Source organism: Klebsiella sp. RHBSTW-00484 (assembly GCF_013705725.1).
Lineage (GTDB): Bacteria > Pseudomonadota > Gammaproteobacteria > Enterobacterales > Enterobacteriaceae > Klebsiella.
The window spans coordinates 45,891-64,548 of the sequence record NZ_CP055483.1 but is presented as its reverse complement, the minus strand read 5'-3'; the positions used below and the strand labels follow the sequence as shown (position 1 = coordinate 64,548).

The window sequence follows — 18,658 nt, the reverse complement described above, 5'->3', positions numbered from 1 at the left end:
AATACCGGGAGGAGCGATCAGATTCGTTCAACCTTGCACGAATCGGCATTAACCGCTTTCAGGATATAAGGTTCAAGCAGTTTGGCTACGGCTTCAAACACGGGCACCACTACGGAGTTACCGAACTGCCTGTACGACTGAGTGTCTGACACAGGAATGCGAAAAGGCCTGCCATCTACTTTTTCAAAACCCATAAGGCGCGCGCACTCTCGTGGAGTCAGCCTGCGGGGCCGATGCGCCTGATTTTCTTCGTTCGCGAAGTCTGTTTCACCTGTGGCCATATCCCAGCCACGGTCTATCAGAATTTCAGACCCGTCTTTGTGATAGCGAGCAGAAAGCGTACGGGCAATGCTTTCTTTATTTTCAGGATTAACGAGGCCAAAACCGAATCCGTTACCCTTAGCTGCGTGCTTTTTGGCGTAGTTATAGAGATACTCCCAGAGTTTCGGCGTCAGTATATATTTGCTGTCAACCACGGGTTCCAGCAGTTCGCCAAATGACGGACGCTGTTCCGGATAAAAACGACTAATATCGCGCAGGGTAAAGCCCTGGTGAATGTTCAGATCACGACGGAAACCGACCAAAACGATACGTTCTCGGTGCTGAGGTAAAAAGTGCTTTCCGTCGATAACTTTAGGATCGTTTTTGCCCATCTCAGCTGCATCCGCAACTTCATAGCCCAGTTCGTCGAGGGTATCCATGATGACTTTAAAGGTTTTACCCTTGTCATGGCTCTTCAGGTTTTTAACGTTTTCAAGAACAAAGATGGCAGGTTTTTTTGCGCGTATAATACGCGCCACATCGAAGAAAAGCGTTCCCTGAGCCTCACATTCGAAACCATGCGCGCGCCCGAGCGAGTTTTTCTTGCTTACGCCCGCAAGGCTGAACGGTTGACAGGGGAAACCTGCTAGAAGTACATCATGATCCGGCACATGCTCATTAATGTAAGCATAGGCATCGTTTTCAGGTACTTCAGGTTTATCACTGAGCGTGACTTCCCGAATATCGAGATTGAAAGTGTGTTCCTGAGCATCGTTAAACCAGTTAGCTTTATATGTGCGCACAGCCTCTTTATTCCATTCACTGGTAAAAACGCACTGGCCACCGATGGTTTCGAAGCCCTTCCGTATACCTCCAATCCCAGCAAACAGGTCAATAAACCGGAAGGCATAGTCAGGGTGATGTGCAGGCGCTTCCGGAAGCATTTTTCGTAGAAGTTCCTCTTCGGCTAACGTCAGCGTCTTAGGTGAGCACTTACCATTAATCCAGCGATTAAGAGTCTCGCGACTCCACTCATTTTTACCAACTTTTCTAAGCAGTTCAGCCACGTACTTCTGGTCATAGATTTCCAGCACCTGCCCGAGCAGCTTTTTATCATTTTCCTGTCGCAGTTGTTCTTCCGCTTCTGCTTTCTCAAGCAGATCCTGCGCCAGTAATTCAAATTCAGACATATTGCCTCCATTGGGTCTTATGGGTGAAACTGTATCACTCATTTGACCCAGATTGAATGTTTTTATCTGGATATTTAAACAGGTTTATTGTTAGGTAACGCACGTTGGCCACGCTGGAGGGGGTCAGTTTGGAGATCGGAAATTTTTGTACGTTAAGCACATTATTTAACCAATTCGGATACGTAAATGATTGATTTATCGTCATTGGCTATCGCTTTTAGGTTGTCGCTCTTGCTGTATCGCATTTAGGTTATCCGATTAAGACAAAATCCCCTGAAAACGCTGTATAGCGCGGGAGTACACCCTATTGCTATAGGTAAGTCTGTTCAAAAAACAGGCTTACCGTACAATAATTCTCTATATCCAAACTGACCCCTTTTTGCACCGTCTGGGTGAAATAAGGGATCGTGGGCTGGAGAATCAGAGTTATCGCGCCAGCGGGCTGACATTACTGACAGCAGCGATCACGTTGTGGAACACGGTATATATAGAAAGAGCTATTGAGTCACTAAAACGAAAGGGTATCCCGATAAATGAGCAACTGGTCTCTCATCTTTCTCCCCTGGGCTGGGAACATATCAATCTGAGTGGAGATTACGTCTGGCGTAATAATCTTAAGCTGGGATCCGGAAAATACCGCTCATTACGTACAGTCGATACCGCTTTGTACAAAAAACAGTCTTAGCGTGGGATAATTAATGAGATGGTCACTCCCTCCTTCCCGGTACTATGCTGAGGACAGGCTTTCATTCGGAGAACTATCATGGAAAACATTGCGCTCATTGGTATCGATCTGGGTAAAAACTCTTTCCATATTCATTGCCAGGATCGTCGCGGGAAGGCTGTTTACCGTAAAAAATTTACCCGGCCAAAGTTGATCGAATTTTTGGCGACATGCCCCGCTACAACCATCGCAATGGAAGCCTGTGGCGGTTCTCACTTTATGGCACGCAAGTTGGAAGAGTTGGGGCATTCCCCAAAGCTGATATCACCACAATTTGTCCGCCCGTTCGTTAAAAGCAATAAAAACGACTTTGTCGACGCCGAAGCTATTTGTGAAGCTGCATCGCGTCCGTCTATGCGTTTTGTGCAGCCCAGAACGGAATCTCAGCAGGCAATGCGGGCTCTGCATCGTGTCCGTGAATCCCTGGTTCAGGATAAGGTAAAAACAACCAATCAAATGCATGCTTTTCTGCTGGAATTTGGCATTAGCGTTCCCCGAGGAGCTGCCGTTATTAGCCGACTGAGTACCATTCTTGAGGATAATAGTTTGCCTCTTTACCTCAGCCAGTTATTGCTGAAATTACAACAGCATTATCACTATCTTGTTGAGCAGATTAAAGATTTGGAATCCCAGTTGAAACGAAAGTTGGACGAAGATGAGGTTGGACAGCGCTTGCTGAGCATTCCCTGCGTCGGAACACTGACAGCGAGTACTATTTCAACTGAGATTGGCGACGGGAAGCAGTACGCCAGCAGCCGTGACTTTGCGGCGGCAACAGGGCTTGTACCTCGGCAGTACAGCACGGGAGGTAGGACGACATTGCTGGGAATTAGTAAGCGAGGTAATAAAAAGATCCGAACTTTGTTGGTTCAATGTGCCAGGGTATTCATACAAAAACTGGAACACCAGTCTGGCAAATTGGCCGATTGGGTCAGGGATTTACTGTGCCGGAAAAGCAACTTTGTCGTCACTTGTGCTCTGGCAAACAAGCTGGCCAGAATAGCCTGGGCCCTAACGGCACGACAGCAAACTTATGTAGCATAACGGCAGAAATACACCGGTTTAAAGAATTACTGATCTGGTTTTGCGAATACTGATATTGATGATACTAACGGCCCACCGGCCTGTTGAGGAACCTGTAAAACGGAAAGGCTCATTGAAGCCGTATATTTTCTGGAGGTTCATCAGGCGCGGAACTCATCAAGGCGCGGGAATAAAATCCCATTCAGACGCCGGATAGATTCAAGCAAGCCAACTTGTCGTCAAAATCGGTGTTGCAAAAACGGGAGTGACCATAGATTCCGTTTTCTGAGACGTCCCCAGTATGGCAACCACGATCAGTCTGCTGGAGCCGGTTATAGCCGCACTGCTGGCCGTTGTGCTCGTCGGTGAAAGGCTGCCGCCTTCCGGATGGGCAGGCGTCGGACTGATAGTTGCGTGTCTGGGGCTCATCACCGTTCCGGCTGGAAAGTTACGTTTCAGTCTGTTCCGGCAACGGAAAGAAAACTTTGAAATCGCAAAAAGGAAAGAATTATGAAAGATAAAGCGTCATTTGACTCATTTTCGGCTCTCGATATGCGTGCCGGTACCATCATCAGGGTTGAGGAGAGTAAAACATCAAAGCCCACCTGGCGCATGACTATTGACCTAGGACCAGAACTGGGAACAAGGGTGTCATGCGGTGCGTATACTAACTATGCAGCAGAAGACCTGCAGGAAACGCAGGTAATCTGCATCGTCAATCTGGGTACCATGAAGATGGGACCTGAAAAGTCAGAGGTGCTGGTACTTGGTGTGTCTGATGGTTCAGGCGGGACGATCCCGCTGACGACAGAAAAGCGCGTCGATAACGGTGAATGCGTTTTCTGAAAATCGGCAGATAAAGCCACGTATGGGCAAGAAAATGCTTCCTAAAAATTTCAGTGAATATGTCTGCTTATCGCTCAAAGCTGCCTGTCAAAGTGGTCAAGCTTCACATAGCTCAGAGGTACAAAAAATAACCTTAACGAATGGAAGGGACTTCCCCTGGATATGCGCCTGATTAACTCTTGTGCAATCATGGGGTAAACATAGCCCCGGAGGGATTCGTTATGACCATCACGACTGTCGGTATCGATCTTGCTAAAAATGTGTTCGCTGTTCACTGCGTTGACCAACACGGTAAAACTGTTCTGGTTAAACCCAAAGTATCGCGTGCTGCCCTTCCTGAGCTGATTGCCAGTTTACCTCCCTGTGTTATCGGGATGGAGGCATGCTCCGGGGCTCACTACTGGGCAAGGTTGTTTCGGCAATATGGTCATGAACCACGGCTGATGGCTGCTAAATTTGTATCTCCTTACCGCATGGCCGGTAAATCAGGCAAAAATGATGCAGCTGATGCTCAGGCTATCTGTGAAGCAGTTCGTCGCCCGCATATGCGGTTTGTACCAGTGAAGGATGAGAGCCAGCAGGCGATGCAATGCCTACACCGTATCAGACAGGGTTTTATCGAAGAGAAAACAGCAACATATAACCGATTGAGAGGTTTGATATCGGAATTCGGTGTCATCGCCCCACAAAGTACAGATGCCCTGCGTCACATGGTTTCTGAGCAGAAGAGTTCTTTGCCACTTCAGGTTCAACAATGTGTTAATGACCTGCTGGAACACATTGATCGTATTGAAGATAATATTACTGAATATGACCGGATTTTGTCCCGCATGGCAAAAACAGATCACCGCAGCCAGCGATTGATGGAACTGAAAGGGATTGGTCCCACAACGGCCTGTGCGCTGGTCGCCAGTATCGGTAATGCACACGATTTTAAAAATGGGCGACAACTGGCAGCCTGGCTGGGACTAACGCCATCGCAGTACAGCAGTGGTGGGAAATCAAAGCTTGGCAGGATAACTAAAGCTGGCGATTCGTATCTGCGAACGCTACTGGTTCAGGGGGCTCGTTCGGTTCTGATTGGTGCCGAGAAAAGGACTGATTTATTCAGTCGTTGGGTCTGTTCACTGGTCGATCGCAGAGGATACTGGCGTGCCGTTGTAGCCATCGCCGCCAAAAACGCAAGGCTGTGCTGGCATCATTGCATTACGGTGATGATTTCAGGCTGTACTCAGCCAGCTAAAGCACGAAACAAAATAACCATCTGACCTGCAATTCGTTGATGATAAGGCACTGTTGCAAATAGTCGGTGGTGATAAACTTATCATCCCCTTTTGCTGATGGAGCTGCACATGAACCCATTCAAAGGCCGGCATTTTCAGCGTGACATCATTCTGTGGGCCGTACGCTGGTACTGCAAATACGGCATCAGTTACCGTGAGCTGCAGGAGATGCTGGCTGAACGCGGAGTGAATGTCGATCACTCCACGATTTACCGCTGGGTTCAGCGTTATGCGCCTGAAATGGAAAAACGGCTGCGCTGGTACTGGCGTAACCCTTCCGATCTTTGCCCGTGGCACATGGATGAAACCTACGTGAAGGTCAATGGCCGCTGGGCGTATCTGTACCGGGCCGTCGACAGCCGGGGCCGCACTGTCGATTTTTATCTCTCCTCCCGTCGTAACAGCAAAGCTGCATACCGGTTTCTGGGTAAAATCCTCAACAACGTGAAGAAGTGGCAGATCCCGCGATTCATCAACACGGATAAAGCGCCCGCCTATGGTCGCGCGCTTGCTCTGCTCAAACGCGAAGGCCGGTGCCCGTCTGACGTTGAACACCGACAGATTAAGTACCGGAACAACGTGATTGAATGCGATCATGGCAAACTGAAACGGATAATCGGCGCCACGCTGGGATTTAAATCCATGAAGACGGCTTACGCCACCATCAAAGGTATTGAGGTGATGCGTGCACTACGCAAAGGCCAGGCCTCAGCATTTTATTATGGTGATCCCCTGGGCGAAATGCGCCTGGTAAGCAGAGTTTTTGAAATGTAAGGCCTTTGAATAAGACAAAACGCTGCCTCATCGCTAACTTTGCAACAGTGCCCCTAATCGTGTTCAGCAGAATAGCCGGAGGAAGTTTCCTACTGTCGATAAGAAAGGATTGGCACAGGGAGTGTGAATATCGAAACACCATCACAGAATAATGCCAGATAGAAATGCGATAGTAGGGTTGGATATTTAAATAAGGAGCATCCCGACTTAAAATGAATATGACTGCGTAACCAGGCGCAATAAAAAAAGCGAAAGAATCGCTTTTATTCTGGTTGTTTTTTCGAAGAGTGACCGTTTTCTGAGATGACAAGAAATAAGGAAGTCCTATGATCGCTAGCGGAATAGTTCAAAAACTGAATGCGCAAATGAATCAGGAGTTTTATACCTCAAATTTGTATCTTCAGCTCAGCCAGAGGTGCAGCGAGAATAGCCTTAATGGCACCGCACTATTTTTGCGTCATCAGGCGCAAAATACGGTGACGCAAATGATGCGCATGTACGAATACATCAAACAGAGCGGCGCCACGCCGGTGTTACAGGAGCAACACGCCCGGTGCGGTGAATTTTCCACGCTGGAAGATCTGTTTGAGCAGACGGTAAGCGATTACCAGAAGCGCATTAATGCGCTGACCTCTTTGACGGAAGACGCCCAGGCAGCAAACGATAAGTCAGCGATTAACTTCCTGAAGCGATACAGAAAAGAGGAAATCGTGGACGGGACGCTGTTGCAAATCATTCTGGATGAAGTCCGCAGCGCTAAAAAAGCGGGCATCAACATGCAGCAAACCGACCACTATCTGGTTGGCGTGATCGATCGCTATCACTAAATCAATTTCGCAGTACGAGGAGGTTTTACGCCTCCTCAGAAAATCTGTTTTACATCAGAAACAGAGGTTTATGCCAGTGAACATTTGATACCCAACACGTCATAGTGATTTTTTAACTTAGCGTTTTTATATCGTGCCAAAAATGTCTCTGCTTGTGTCTTTATATTAAGGAAGGTGCGAATAAGCAGGTCATTTCTTCCCAAGCTGACTCGCTGATTAAAATTTCGCGGATCTGGGCCGATTTTTTTCCCGCAAACACATCGAATCAGCCTATTTAGGCTATTTTTTCCACCATTTCTGGCGTTATTTCCGGTTTTTACTGAGATCTCTCCCACTGACGTATCATTTGGTCCACCCGAAACAGGTTGGCCAGGGTGAATAACATCGCCAGTTGGTTATCGTTTTTCAGCAGCCCCTTGTATCTGGCTTTCACGAAGCCGAACTGCCGCTTGATGATGCGAAACGGGTGCTCCACCCTGGCACGGATGCTGGCTTTCATGTATTCGATGTTGATGGCCGTTTTGTTCTTGCGCGGATGCTGCTTCAAGGTTTTTACCCTGCCGGGACGCTCGGCGATCAGCCAGTCCACATCCACCTCGGCCAGCTCCTCGCGCTGTGGCGCTCCTTGGTAGCCGGCATCGGCTGAGACAAATTGCTCCTCTCCATGAAGCAGATTACCCAGCTGATTGAGGTCATGCTCGTTGGCCGCGGTGGTGACTAGGCTGTGGGTCAGGCCACTCTTGGCATCGACACCAATGTGGGCCTTCATGCCAAAGTGCCACTGATTGCCTTTCTTGGTCTGATGCATCTCCGGATCGCGTTGCTGCTCTTTGTTCTTGGTAGAGCTGGGTGCCTCAATGATGGTGGCATCCACCAAAGTGCCTTGGGTCATCATGACGCCTGCTTCGGCCAGCCAGCGATTGATGGTCTTGAACAATTGACGGGCCAGTTGATGCTGCTCGAGCAGGTGGCGGAAATTCATGATGGTGGTGCGATCCGGCAGGGCGCTATCCAGGGATAATCGGGCAAACAGGCGCATGGAGGCGATTTCGTACAGGGCATCTTCCATGGCACCGTCGCTCAGGTTGTACCAATGCTGCATGCAGTGAATACGCAGCATGGTCTCCAGCGGATAGGGCCGTCGGCCATTGCCCGCCTTGGGATAAAACGGCTCGATGACAGCGGTCATATTCTGCCATGGCAGAATCTGCTCCATGCGGGAGAGGAAAATCTCTTTTCGGGTCTGACGGCGCTTAGTGCTGAATTCACTATCGGCGAAGGTGAGTTGATGGCTCATGATGTCCCTCTGGGATGCGCTCCGGATGAATATGATGATCTCATATCAGGAACTTGTTCGCACCTTCCCTAAGTCACCGGCGGCTTGCCTGCCACACATTGAACATTACAGACCAATTAGCACTTTGTCACCGGGGAAAGATGTAAAGATTATGTATAAATAGATTGGCTTAGAAGTGACATTTCAACTTTGGAGAAACAGGTGACATTTTAAACTTGCTTTAACAAAATTTTGGGACTGACCGAAACAAAAAGGCCAGCCCCGGAGGGCTGGCTATTCAGTACAGGGCAATGACAGGTTTCTTGATGCCGCAGGCGTGAGCGTAGCGGGTCAGTGTGTCGATGCTGGCTTTGGTGATGTTGTTTTCCAGGCGAGAAATAACCGGAGGTGTAACCCCCATGCGTTCAGCAACCTGCGCTTTTGTCAGGTTGTCATGCTTGCGCCATTCAGCAAGCAGCTCCCTGAGCTTTTCCTTACGTTCTTCTTCCTGCCATGCAGCGCGATATTCATCGTCCTGCATCCACTCGTTATGCAGTTCTTTATGGCTTACCAGTTTCATTAAGTACCTCCGCTAACCGCTTTTTGGCGAGATCGATTTCTTTCGCTGGCGTTTTCTGTGACTTCTTGATGAAAACACGGAGCATGATGATGGTATTGCCTTTGTGGTATACCCAGATTCCCCTGGCTATGTCCGTCCCCATCGTGCGGATCTCAAAAAGTCCATCGCCCAGGGGCTTCGTGTCCGGCTCCCGCAGTAATCGGGCGTCATACTCCAGTTTGCCGATGAGACGGTCAAACTTCACCCTGATTTTTACGGGTAATGCTGTGGCTTCTTCCCTGGCTTCCGGGTGATAAACAACGCTAAACATGTGACCTCCCATTTCTATTAATATTAACCTATAGGCTAATTTCAGACAAGGTAGAATTAACCTATAAGCTAATTTTGTTGGCAGTTATCGTGGCTACCCGGTCACTACCCTGTTAGCGTGAGTTTTCGTTCCACTGAGGAACGGGGATTTATGCGCGTTAGCGCATGTAAGGCGGCAGGATGAAATGACAGGTAGCACCGAGGGTTAGCCGCCGATACCAGTGAGGGATCGAAAGGGATCGCCTATCCATCCCTTCACCTTGCAAAGCCATATTCCGCTAAAAGCGGCTCAGAGGCTTTTGTGCGCGGTCGGAGTGGTCACAACAAGGCGAAGCCGCAGTTGGGGCGTATCTCCGCGTTAGCGGGTCGTAAGAGCCGCTTACGAGCGTGTAAGCTAATTCTTCAGCGATATTTGCTGACGTATCCGGCGTGGCCGGATTTGTCCAATCCCTCGATGGCTAACAGGCGAGCTGTTAGCCATCGAGGGATTCCGTTCTGAATGCCCCGCGCTTTAGCGTGGGGAGCTACTTTTGAGGCGCTCGCGCCGATGCTGTTCGGTTATCCACTTTTTAAAGGGGATAACAGTAATGTCTTTTATTTTTTGGTTTATCTTTTAATACGTAAGTAATTAAAAGATAAACCAAAAGAGTATTTGCGCCATCTCGTTTGCACTTCATTATCACTTACCCACAAGCTATACAGCAGTTGTGGTGGGTCTACGCCGGAACCGCCGAAAAATCCGTCATTCCTGTAGGCGGGATGGGTTGGATTTCGAAAATTATTGTACTATAAGGGCTTCCCCGGCGTGTCAACGCCGGTGTTTATGGTTTCTGTCTGCTCTTCAGTAAAAATAAAGGGGAGAGACTGCGGTACTATAAACGGCCATGATGAATCGTCATCGATTCGGACCCTGATGAAAGACGCGCGTGAGGTTCTTGTTCGTTAAGCGGATACGTATATCCTGTACAATAGCCAGATAGGCCTCACGGGGTCTAACCCTTTATCATCGGCACTGTTGCAAAGTTAGCGATGAGGCAGCGTTTTGTCTTATTCAAAGGCCTTACATTTCAAAAACTCTGCTTACCAGGCGCATTTCGCCCAGGGGATCACCATAATAAAATGCTGAGGCCTGGCCTTTGCGTAGTGCACGCATCACCTCAATACCTTTGATGGTGGCGTAAGCCGTCTTCATGGATTTAAATCCCAGCGTGGCGCCGATTATCCGTTTCAGTTTGCCATGATCGCATTCAATCACGTTGTTCCGGTACTTAATCTGTCGGTGTTCAACGTCAGACGGGCACCGGCCTTCGCGTTTGAGCAGAGCAAGCGCGCGACCATAGGCGGGCGCTTTATCCGTGTTGATGAATCGCGGGATCTGCCACTTCTTCACGTTGTTGAGGATTTTACCCAGAAACCGGTATGCAGCTTTGCTGTTACGACGGGAGGAGAGATAAAAATCGACAGTGCGGCCCCGGCTGTCGACGGCCCGGTACAGATACGCCCAGCGGCCATTGACCTTCACGTAGGTTTCATCCATGTGCCACGGGCAAAGATCGGAAGGGTTACGCCAGTACCAGCGCAGCCGTTTTTCCATTTCAGGCGCATAACGCTGAACCCAGCGGTAAATCGTGGAGTGATCGACATTCACTCCGCGTTCAGCCAGCATCTCCTGCAGCTCACGGTAACTGATGCCGTATTTGCAGTACCAGCGTACGGCCCACAGAATGATGTCACGCTGAAAATGCCGGCCTTTGAATGGGTTCATGTGCAGCTCCATCAGCAAAAGGGGATGATAAGTTTATCACCACCGACTATTTGCAACAGTGCCAATAAAACTGTTCCGCAGGTGACATTCCATCACCTGCCGGATGTTGATATTGTCCTTTGCGTATCATGTGGAGCAATTCAATGCCGGCCAGAATGGCCTGTGCCCGGCGAAACGATTTAAATCCCAGCATCGGGCGTATTCGACGTTTGATATTTCGATCATCTTGCTCAACCAGGTTGTTCAGATACTTGCTTTGCCTGATGGTAATCGTTTCCTCATCGGGTTTGCCGGCGTTGAGCGTGGCCAACGCTGCGGTGTTGGCGCCACTTTTATCGATAGTGACCACTTCCGGTTCGCCGTGATGGCGAATCGCCTTGCAAAAGAAGCGTAAGGCGGCAGCAGAGTCCCGTCTGGCGGTCAGCAAAAAGTCGATGGTGTGCCCTGATGTATCGACCGCGCGATACAGATACTTCCACTAGCCTTTAATTATGTGTAGGTTTCATCCATTCGCCATCGACGACCTACCGCCCGTTTATGCCGACGAAACACAGTATCCAACAATGGTACCAGACGGATAACTCAGCGGTGAAGCGTGGAGTGGTCAACATGAAGACCACATTCCGCGATCATCTCTTCGAGATCACGCAGACTCAGTGAGTAAACCAGATACCAGCGGACACACTGAGCAATAACGTCGACGGGATCGTGCAGACGTTTGAAGGTATTTCGGATCAGAGACATTAACTGTAACTATCGGCAACATTACAAAAAAACAGCATGTTATCTGACGCGGCCTTAATGCGACAGAGCCTAAACGGCACCCGTACAACACCCGGATATATTGTACGTACAGCGTACGGCTTTAGTTGACACTGGTTACGAAGCATGCAAAACTATGTGGGTAGCTAAAGAAAGTTAGCTAAAAATTTAAATTCAATAAAACACGATTAAATTACTTAAATATCAATCATATATACTTATTCATGTCATCTACTATAAAAGGAAATTCTATGTCTATCAAAGCGACTTCTATTAATTCAGCTGGTAATGAGTCAATCAAACAGTCACGTGAAAATTATTTAAATATCAATCACATAATATGTAACAGTCAGATGAATGGAAACAGTAGGGCCATACGTCTTCTTATAGAAACCAACACAAAAGGAAATTTACGATGATCATTAATTGTGGAGGTATATAACTGAATTTTTTAATAAAAAAATTGTTCGTGGAGAATACATGATGAGAAACACCAATGTGACTGGTGGTTCCGCAAGCCTGGCTTTGGCTGGAGCCAAAGACACACGTGTCGAGCTGAGAACCAGCGCCGACATAAAAGAGAAGTTGAAAGAAGCAGCCTCGCTGGTTGGGGTGGATATGAGTGCGTTTATTTTGATGGCTGCTACACGCGCAGCTCAGCAGGCGCTAGATGAACAGCGAATGCGAGTGCTCAGCGAACAGGAGTGGAATCATCTAAACGACATCATTAATTCACCTCGTCAGCCGGGAGAGAAACTCCGTGCGCTAATGACAAGGGAAACAAGGTATGTCCGAGATTACTAATGAGCAGTTCCGCGTAATAAAGGCTGATTCCGATGTAGAAATCACCGGGATTAAGCAGTTCGATTGTGGCGAAAAAGTGCTGAATGGTTATTTACAGCAGTTAAAGCGCCAGTGTGGCCGTGACAACATCCACGGGTTATTGCTTCTTAAAGGCGATAAAGTTGTAGGGTTTGTGACGGCCTCTTTGTATCAGTTGGGCCGCGATGAAGTTCCTGATGGAACATTCCCATATTCGGTACCACCTGTGTTTGCGGTGATGAAAATCCCAATGATTGCCATCGATAAGCAATACCAAAGGCAGGGCTGGGGTGAAGAGTTGTTGCGCGCTATTCTCGATTACTGCGTCGAGAGCGCTGCATTTGTGAAGGGCATTAAAGGGGTTTACCTTGATGCTAAAGTTGGTGCAAGGGCTTTTTACGAAAGCTTCGATTTTGAAGCTACGCGTGAAGAGGTCTCTGCCAACGATACAATCCCAATGTTCATTTCAATGGACACGTTACGGGAAGCTAAAGAACTGGAAAAAAGCGCCTGATGGCCTTTTTACAGATCACAGTGGTGAAGCCATAGCAGTGTGGCTTCACAGCGACTCACTCATCGCTGTTTGAGTGACCTCATGGATTTGCTTCTCCCTTAGGTCAGGTGATGATGAGCCAAAAGCAGACAGCGTTTGCGATAACCACCCAATGGGTGGTTATCGCGTTTTTGGGGTTCCGAGCCTGTACCCTACACAACCCCTGAAAGGTTTTGTGGAATAAATCAGATTTGGGATAAGCATCCCCATAGCCGGTTGCTGATGTCAGGCAATACGCTCGCTTTCTGGCATTCCTGCCTTCGTCATTATGCTCAGCGCACGTATCATGGTCAGAGCCTTTGCAACCTGTCCATCCTAGTCCCGCAGCGTCAGTGAACCACCGAACAGCTGCTTCACGCTATCGGATGATATTTTAAACGGCGATCCGATGACATTAAATTTTAATTTAAACAATGAATTAAATCCTTAACGTACGTTTCCGTTCCATTGGCCCTCAGACCCCTTAGATGGCTTTAAGCCACAACATGCCGTATTTTTGCTCACGGGCTTCGAACGCCTGACGGCCTCCCTCAAGCACATCGCATATTGCCTTGCGCATGCTGTTTGGCGCATCATGATCTCCGTATTCAAGCGCCCCGCTACGGTAACTGATGACTTCATCATTATTAGTGGCGATGATGACCTGCTCAGCATCACAGTTCACCACCAGGTTGGCGTTATGCGTCACGATAATGACCTGCCTGTACTGTTTTATTTTTCTGAAGAGAGGTACCAGACTGTGCATGATGAAGTCATTGTCTAGGTCATCTTCTGGCTGATCGAATACAAATGGCGATCCGAAGGCGTCCGTCGCCAGTTTAAGGCAGACATAGAAGGTCCCCCGTTGACCGGCTGACAGTTTTTCGACCGTTTTGCCTTTGTATTCAAATTCCGCCCTGACGTTCAGATAGCGCTGGATCTGCTCCGGACTGAACAGATAACTGAGTAGTGAATCCGGTCCCTGACTGTTAAAATATTCATCACGCCAGAAGAACTCTTCGACGGTCAGTTTTTTGTCCGAAAATTCCGGCAGAACCAGCATGGGTTCATTTGCCTGCAGTGCCCGAAACTCATCAATACCGCTGACCCTGAACACCTCCCGAAGCCTGTCAACAGAGGTCAGCTCCCCGCTAGCCCTGAATCGTCCTCGGTTCAGACAACTGAGCATTCCATCATAAAAGGCCTTTATATCAAAGTGTGGCTGTCCATAAATGCGGATATCCGTAAGAATGTCTTTTATCAGGGCCTGCTGGTCCTGCGTCAGATGTGGTTTTTTGGTTAGCGACGCGAAAGCCGTATCGATCACACCCTGTCTGGACAGCAATCCATCCATGAATTCAGCCGCAACCTTGGCGCGTTGTTCCAGTCCGGTCTGGTACTGTGTCTCTCGACGCGCTATTTCACGCAAATGCGTTTCCGCAAGCTCCGTTTGACGCTGATATTCATGTACTTTTTCCAGCAACCCTGTGATGTCCTGTCCCAGTCCCTGCTCACGGAAAGCGCCAATAATCTCGTCGTTATCACGCCCGAACTGTGCCGTCTGCTCCTGCACGGATAGAAGCCTGCGCGCAACAGCCTCTGTCTGTGCTGACAGATCTACGAGCGGGATCGCTTCTTGAGCGGTAGAGTCAGCATTAATAGCCGCTATGCTGGCATTCAGGTTATGTTCGGCCGTCGCAATGTCCGCACGCACACCCGTTAATTTATCCCGCATCTGAACCAGCAATGTCTGACGCCGGCTGTTTTCACGAAACGTCTCAATCAATGCCTTATTGCGGTCACTTGTGAGAACCTCAATTTTTTCCTGAGCGCCTCTGATGATCTGCTGCTGAAACTCACGCGTATTCACCGGCTCTGAATGCTCATTCCTGTACAAACTGAATTCACGCCAGGCACGCCAGGCGCTGAGGTTTTCTGCCAGTTGTGTGGCCGTATCACCCGCCTCATGAACCGGTGTCAGCCTCAGCATTTTCTTGATCTCATCACTGATGAGCCCCGGCTCCTGGCAGAGTTTTTTGATTTCCCCCTGAGACACATGCAGATACTCATACCCTTCTGAACGGGCATCAAATCGTATCTTCTCACCATTGGCTTTATCCAATTCAATACTTAGATACTGAACATTCACTTCACGTTGCTCGCTTCCCCGTGCCGCGGTACCGGCAAAGCGGGAACGGAGCGCATCAAGCAGCAGGCTTTTACCTGTGCCCCGGCCGCCAATAATCGCCACCATATCCTGACTAAGGGGGATGGACAGCTTCCTGAAGCTGATTTCCTGGCCATCAAAAATCGTCCCTTCAATATCGATCTGACTGAAATGCGCTTTTGGCGTGAGCTCAGTCAGCCACTCATCCCCGAGCCTCAGTCGGCCTTCAGGCTCCAGTAACGCTTGGCGAAGCCCCTCGAAGGTCGGAAGCGCCTTTACCCAAGTGTAACGGCTGCCGATATCCTCCACCCGGTGTGCATCGGAGCAGAGGAAGACGGGTTTGACGCCAGCATCGTCATAACGATTCGTTTTCATAAAAAATTCACGATCGCCCTTTCCGCCGAAAATAATATGTCCCTGACGGTCGATCTCGGTTGCGATTGCCGCAGAGCGCCCATTTGCGTCGGGTCGATAACCGCCATACCCGTTCGGACAGACGGCCACTAGGTAATCCCTGAACGGGCGGAATGCGGAACTGAGATGCTCAAGCAGTGCACTGAACGCCACCACAATGGTATCCACACCATGGCCGCTTTCCATGACGCTCTTTTCACAGCAGTAAATGGCCTTTCTGTCGCCGTCTGTTAACCGGAGCGGAAAACGGGCTAGGGCTTCGTTAATACGTTCGGTGCTCACCTTATCTGAAAAAAGGATATGGACATTAATAAAATCCCCGGCCTTGTTCTGTTGATCAAGGCGGAATTCCACATTTCCCAGCACGGTTATATTGAGACCCTGACGGGCAATCTCTTCCCTGATCGTTTCCAGCTCATTCTGCCGGAAATAAAAATAGTTGGTCACGGCGACAAGAGAAAGTTGCTTTTCTCCGAGTAGATGTACATAGCGCTCTATATCACACTGGTCGGAGTAACCATTGGCCTGCCACGTCATCGGACTGTGAATATGTAAATCCCATTTATTCCATTCTGAACCTTTCACAGACGATCCTTTATAATGAGAATATTTCCCTTATAATAATGAGGATTTCGTTATGTTGCCATTTTATTTCACTATGCCTTCATGAATGCCACTGGCAGTGAAGATTATGGCTTTAAATGCAATAATTCTTATCTTCTTCCTCTGAGATCCGAAAAAAGGCAAAGCCGGATGCTAACTATCTGAGGAGAAGGTGACTATGTGTTTACGCTGAAAGTCAGGCAACCTGAATGGTTTATCGTGATGTGCTCCGGCATACGTAAATCCTATACCGGAGCTAAGGAGGGATTACTCCTGAAGGTGCAGCTCCTTCAGATTCGTTTCAAAGTAATCAACATAAATTTGCTCATTTTTGGGTTTCATTATCAGCTGAATACCGTTGGGAACGGGCGGACATGAAGCCCGGTAAGCGAACATCTCATCCTGGATATTCCGGAGCGTATAACCCAGTTGCTCTTCTTCTGCCCTTCCGGAAACCCTGATGCCGGATAATTCCTTCTCAACGTATTTTTTCAGCTTCTCGCTTCTTTTCATACTGCTGCGATTATCCAGAAACTGAAGCAAGAAATAGCGGATGACCGGCAATGTGAACACTACATAGAAAAGGATCTCATTCAGCCCAGATTTCATGGCGATGCCGTAAACAAGCATCGCGACAGGCGAGACAATGAATGCTGAAAGATAAAACACGTGCAGCACCTCCCTTAGCGATTTGTCCCAGCCGAGGTTTTTTCCGTGGCACAGGAGCGCCATTACGGCCTGCGGCGCGTCATACACCTTATTGACGTACCATCCCTCTTCACCAAATCGCTTTCGTGCTTTTTCCGGACTGTCTCTGAAATATGCCGCTGCCCGTATGATGTCATCCCGTGGGATCTCCTCCACCTTCAGTTCATTGCGACGGATGCCAAGTACCCGGCAGTCGTACATTTCCTGGATTGAGGCAGCCTTCCTGCGCAGTGCTGAGATGTGTCCACTGATGGCAATGTTAAAGGTAAGTACCAGAAGTCCATACAACCCCAACAGTGAAGACAACAGCTCTGAATCGACAAATCCCCGGCTCCGGTTGTATACGGTAACGAGCGAAAGCAGGAGCGGCACGATGATGCTGAAGAGAAAATTCAGCCTGTTCCAGTTTTTTACCCTGTCGTAGACACGGGCCTGCGCATACAGTAAATCCAGGTTTTCTCTGGTCGACTGGTTCGTGTAAATGGCATTCATGGTTCACCCGTAAACAGGAAAGGACGGCCCGAACACGTCGCGCCATTTATTGATGGATTTTTCATACTCTTTATTATCTTCAAACCGTCTCGCCTCCGATGCCTTCTGCGCATCGAGATAACATCTGTCCGATATCGCCTTACGAGCCTCGGCTGAAAGAGAGTTGATATCCCCCTGTATGCCTTTGGGATCGTTGACGGAGTACTGTACGAAAAGACCAAGATGGCGGAAAAGCGATTCCAGCTCCATATCGACAAACGATAAGCAGGATGTCCTGACGGCGTAATAGTCCAGAATCAGCGTCTCCAGCAGGTAGGAACTCATGGAAGGCATCGTCGGTCGCCGCTGCCAGTATTTAACTGCTCTGATGACATTGAGCACATTGCCGTCATTCTGCACATTGATAGTTGTGACTCTGTCCCTGTCTTTGCGGGGGTCGGTAAACTTCCAGTGGCCGTTGCCGTCGGGGATCAGATAGTAAGTCCGTCCAAAGGCATCTTCGCTCGTAATAAAGCAGGGTACGATGTCAAAATTCCAGTCCTTGCTGACCAGCTTAAGCGTGACGGCTTCCTGGTTACGCCTGATATCAGCCTGGGCATACTGGGCAACATCCTGCAGACGGCTTTTAAAGGCATTCAGAATTCTGACGGAGCAGACGGTGTCTGCCCCGGAATGGCGGTAACGGTGCAGACGTGAACCCTCTCCGGAGGAGGTTACAGTTACCCGGTCACTCAGGATGGTATAGGTGGCACCTTGCCCGGTTAAGCCAAACATCAGATCGATATCATCAAGCGGACGAATTTTGGTTCTTCTTGCGAATGAACCGAAAGCAATGTGGATCCCGGGATAACTCACCGGAAAAACCTCGTCGTTTTCAAAATCATTAATCTTACCGATTAGCCAGTCGCGACTTGCACGCGCGTCATCGGTGTCTGCCTTTTCGAGATTCACGGTATCTTTCATAAATTCGTTAAAGGCAGCTATTACTGTGGTCGCCATGTTCAGTCCTTTAATTTTTTCATACAAAACGCGCAGGGCTCTGCCGTAAACCTGAACACCTCAGTACCCCGGAAGAGTCGGTACATTTTATTCTTATTACCGCAAGTTCAAAACCGCCTCGCTCTCTACAAGGGCATATAATTTACACGGGAAATAAGAACCTCACTCTTTTATTGATAATTATGTAAATCGTTTAAGTTATTGATGCAAATTAAGCAATAATGCAATTATATTAAAAATCTATACTTAATGTTGCATTATCAGCACAGATCCTGCTGTATTCCACCTGAGATCCGGAAAT

General features: G+C 48.6%; 14 protein-coding genes and 5 pseudogenes. 9 read left to right on the top strand and 10 right to left on the bottom strand.

Annotated features, from left to right (window positions below):
* Positions 1-17 precede the first annotated feature (17 nt).
* The gene (locus HV213_RS31525) at positions 18-1,451 is read right to left on the bottom strand and encodes a DNA cytosine methyltransferase (RefSeq protein ID WP_001288432.1); all 1,434 of its coding nucleotides are present in this window, start codon (positions 1,449-1,451) and stop codon (positions 18-20) included.
* A 376-nt stretch (positions 1,452-1,827) separates the two neighbouring features.
* Between HV213_RS31525 and HV213_RS31520 the strand changes: the two are divergent.
* From HV213_RS31520 to HV213_RS31490, 7 genes and pseudogenes are all read left to right on the top strand, one after another.
* Positions 1,828-2,136, top strand: a pseudogene (locus HV213_RS31520) (Tn3 family transposase); the annotation flags it as partial.
* Between the two features lie 78 nt (positions 2,137-2,214).
* Complete coding sequence (locus tag HV213_RS31515; RefSeq protein ID WP_000427623.1) at positions 2,215-3,219, top strand: IS110-like element IS4321 family transposase; 1,005 nt, start codon at positions 2,215-2,217, stop codon at positions 3,217-3,219.
* Between the two features lie 277 nt (positions 3,220-3,496).
* A pseudogene (locus HV213_RS31510) lies at positions 3,497-3,712 on the top strand (EamA family transporter); the annotation flags it as partial.
* The gene (locus HV213_RS31505) at positions 3,709-4,044 is read left to right on the top strand and encodes a hypothetical protein (RefSeq protein WP_016236507.1); all 336 of its coding nucleotides are present in this window, start codon (positions 3,709-3,711) and stop codon (positions 4,042-4,044) included. The pseudogene HV213_RS31510 and the gene HV213_RS31505, both read left to right, overlap by 4 nt.
* 221 nt (positions 4,045-4,265) lie before the next feature.
* Positions 4,266-5,287 (top strand): annotated as a pseudogene (locus tag HV213_RS31500) (IS110 family transposase).
* Between the two features lie 109 nt (positions 5,288-5,396).
* On the top strand, positions 5,397-6,101 hold the full coding sequence (locus tag HV213_RS31495; RefSeq protein ID WP_001067855.1) for an IS6-like element IS26 family transposase: 705 nt from the start codon (positions 5,397-5,399) through the stop codon (positions 6,099-6,101).
* Positions 6,102-6,427: 326 nt separating this feature from the next.
* Entirely contained in the window at positions 6,428-6,928 is a 501-nt protein-coding gene (locus HV213_RS31490) for a non-heme ferritin-like protein (RefSeq protein ID WP_001752509.1), read from the top strand.
* Between the two features lie 316 nt (positions 6,929-7,244).
* Here HV213_RS31490 and HV213_RS31485 read toward each other — a convergent pair whose 3' ends face one another.
* From HV213_RS31485 to HV213_RS31465, 5 genes and pseudogenes are all read right to left on the bottom strand, one after another.
* Positions 7,245-8,225 carry an IS5-like element ISKpn26 family transposase gene (locus HV213_RS31485; protein ID WP_000019450.1) on the bottom strand — a complete coding sequence of 327 codons (981 nt, stop codon included), beginning with the start codon at positions 8,223-8,225 and terminating at the stop codon, positions 7,245-7,247.
* A 277-nt stretch (positions 8,226-8,502) separates the two neighbouring features.
* Positions 8,503-8,784, bottom strand: a complete 282-nt coding sequence (locus HV213_RS31480; RefSeq protein WP_000780222.1) for a helix-turn-helix domain-containing protein — start codon at positions 8,782-8,784, stop codon at positions 8,503-8,505.
* On the bottom strand, positions 8,765-9,094 hold the full coding sequence (locus HV213_RS31475) for a type II toxin-antitoxin system RelE/ParE family toxin (protein WP_000493286.1): 330 nt from the start codon (positions 9,092-9,094) through the stop codon (positions 8,765-8,767). The genes HV213_RS31480 and HV213_RS31475 overlap by 20 nt, the downstream gene beginning before the upstream one ends.
* Before the next feature lie 1,059 nt (positions 9,095-10,153).
* A complete protein-coding gene (locus tag HV213_RS31470; protein ID WP_001067855.1) occupies positions 10,154-10,858 on the bottom strand; it encodes an IS6-like element IS26 family transposase in 705 nt (234 codons plus the stop codon).
* A gap of 46 nt (positions 10,859-10,904) precedes the next feature.
* Positions 10,905-11,602 (bottom strand): annotated as a pseudogene (locus HV213_RS31465) (IS6 family transposase).
* 498 nt (positions 11,603-12,100) lie between these two features.
* On the opposite strand from HV213_RS31465, the gene HV213_RS31460 reads away from it, so the two are divergent.
* Positions 12,101-12,424, top strand: a complete 324-nt coding sequence (locus HV213_RS31460) for a type II toxin-antitoxin system TacA family antitoxin (protein ID WP_017900603.1) — start codon at positions 12,101-12,103, stop codon at positions 12,422-12,424.
* Positions 12,408-12,956 (top strand): GNAT family N-acetyltransferase, encoded by a 549-nt coding sequence (locus tag HV213_RS31455; protein WP_017900604.1) that lies wholly within the window; start codon positions 12,408-12,410, stop codon positions 12,954-12,956. The genes HV213_RS31460 and HV213_RS31455 overlap by 17 nt, the downstream gene beginning before the upstream one ends.
* A gap of 264 nt (positions 12,957-13,220) precedes the next feature.
* Here the strand turns inward: HV213_RS31455 and HV213_RS31450 are convergent.
* From HV213_RS31450 to HV213_RS31435, 4 genes and pseudogenes are all read right to left on the bottom strand, one after another.
* A pseudogene (locus HV213_RS31450) lies at positions 13,221-13,352 on the bottom strand (IS5/IS1182 family transposase); the annotation flags it as partial.
* Positions 13,353-13,458: 106 nt separating this feature from the next.
* Positions 13,459-16,140, bottom strand: coding sequence for a TrlF family AAA-like ATPase (locus tag HV213_RS31445; RefSeq protein ID WP_032744126.1), 2,682 nt, complete (start codon positions 16,138-16,140; stop codon positions 13,459-13,461).
* A gap of 285 nt (positions 16,141-16,425) precedes the next feature.
* The gene (locus HV213_RS31440) at positions 16,426-17,358 is read right to left on the bottom strand and encodes an S-4TM family putative pore-forming effector (RefSeq protein ID WP_020805035.1); all 933 of its coding nucleotides are present in this window, start codon (positions 17,356-17,358) and stop codon (positions 16,426-16,428) included.
* A gap of 3 nt (positions 17,359-17,361) precedes the next feature.
* A complete protein-coding gene (locus tag HV213_RS31435; RefSeq protein WP_032744124.1) occupies positions 17,362-18,357 on the bottom strand; it encodes a nucleotidyltransferase family protein in 996 nt (331 codons plus the stop codon).
* Positions 18,358-18,658 lie beyond the last annotated feature (301 nt).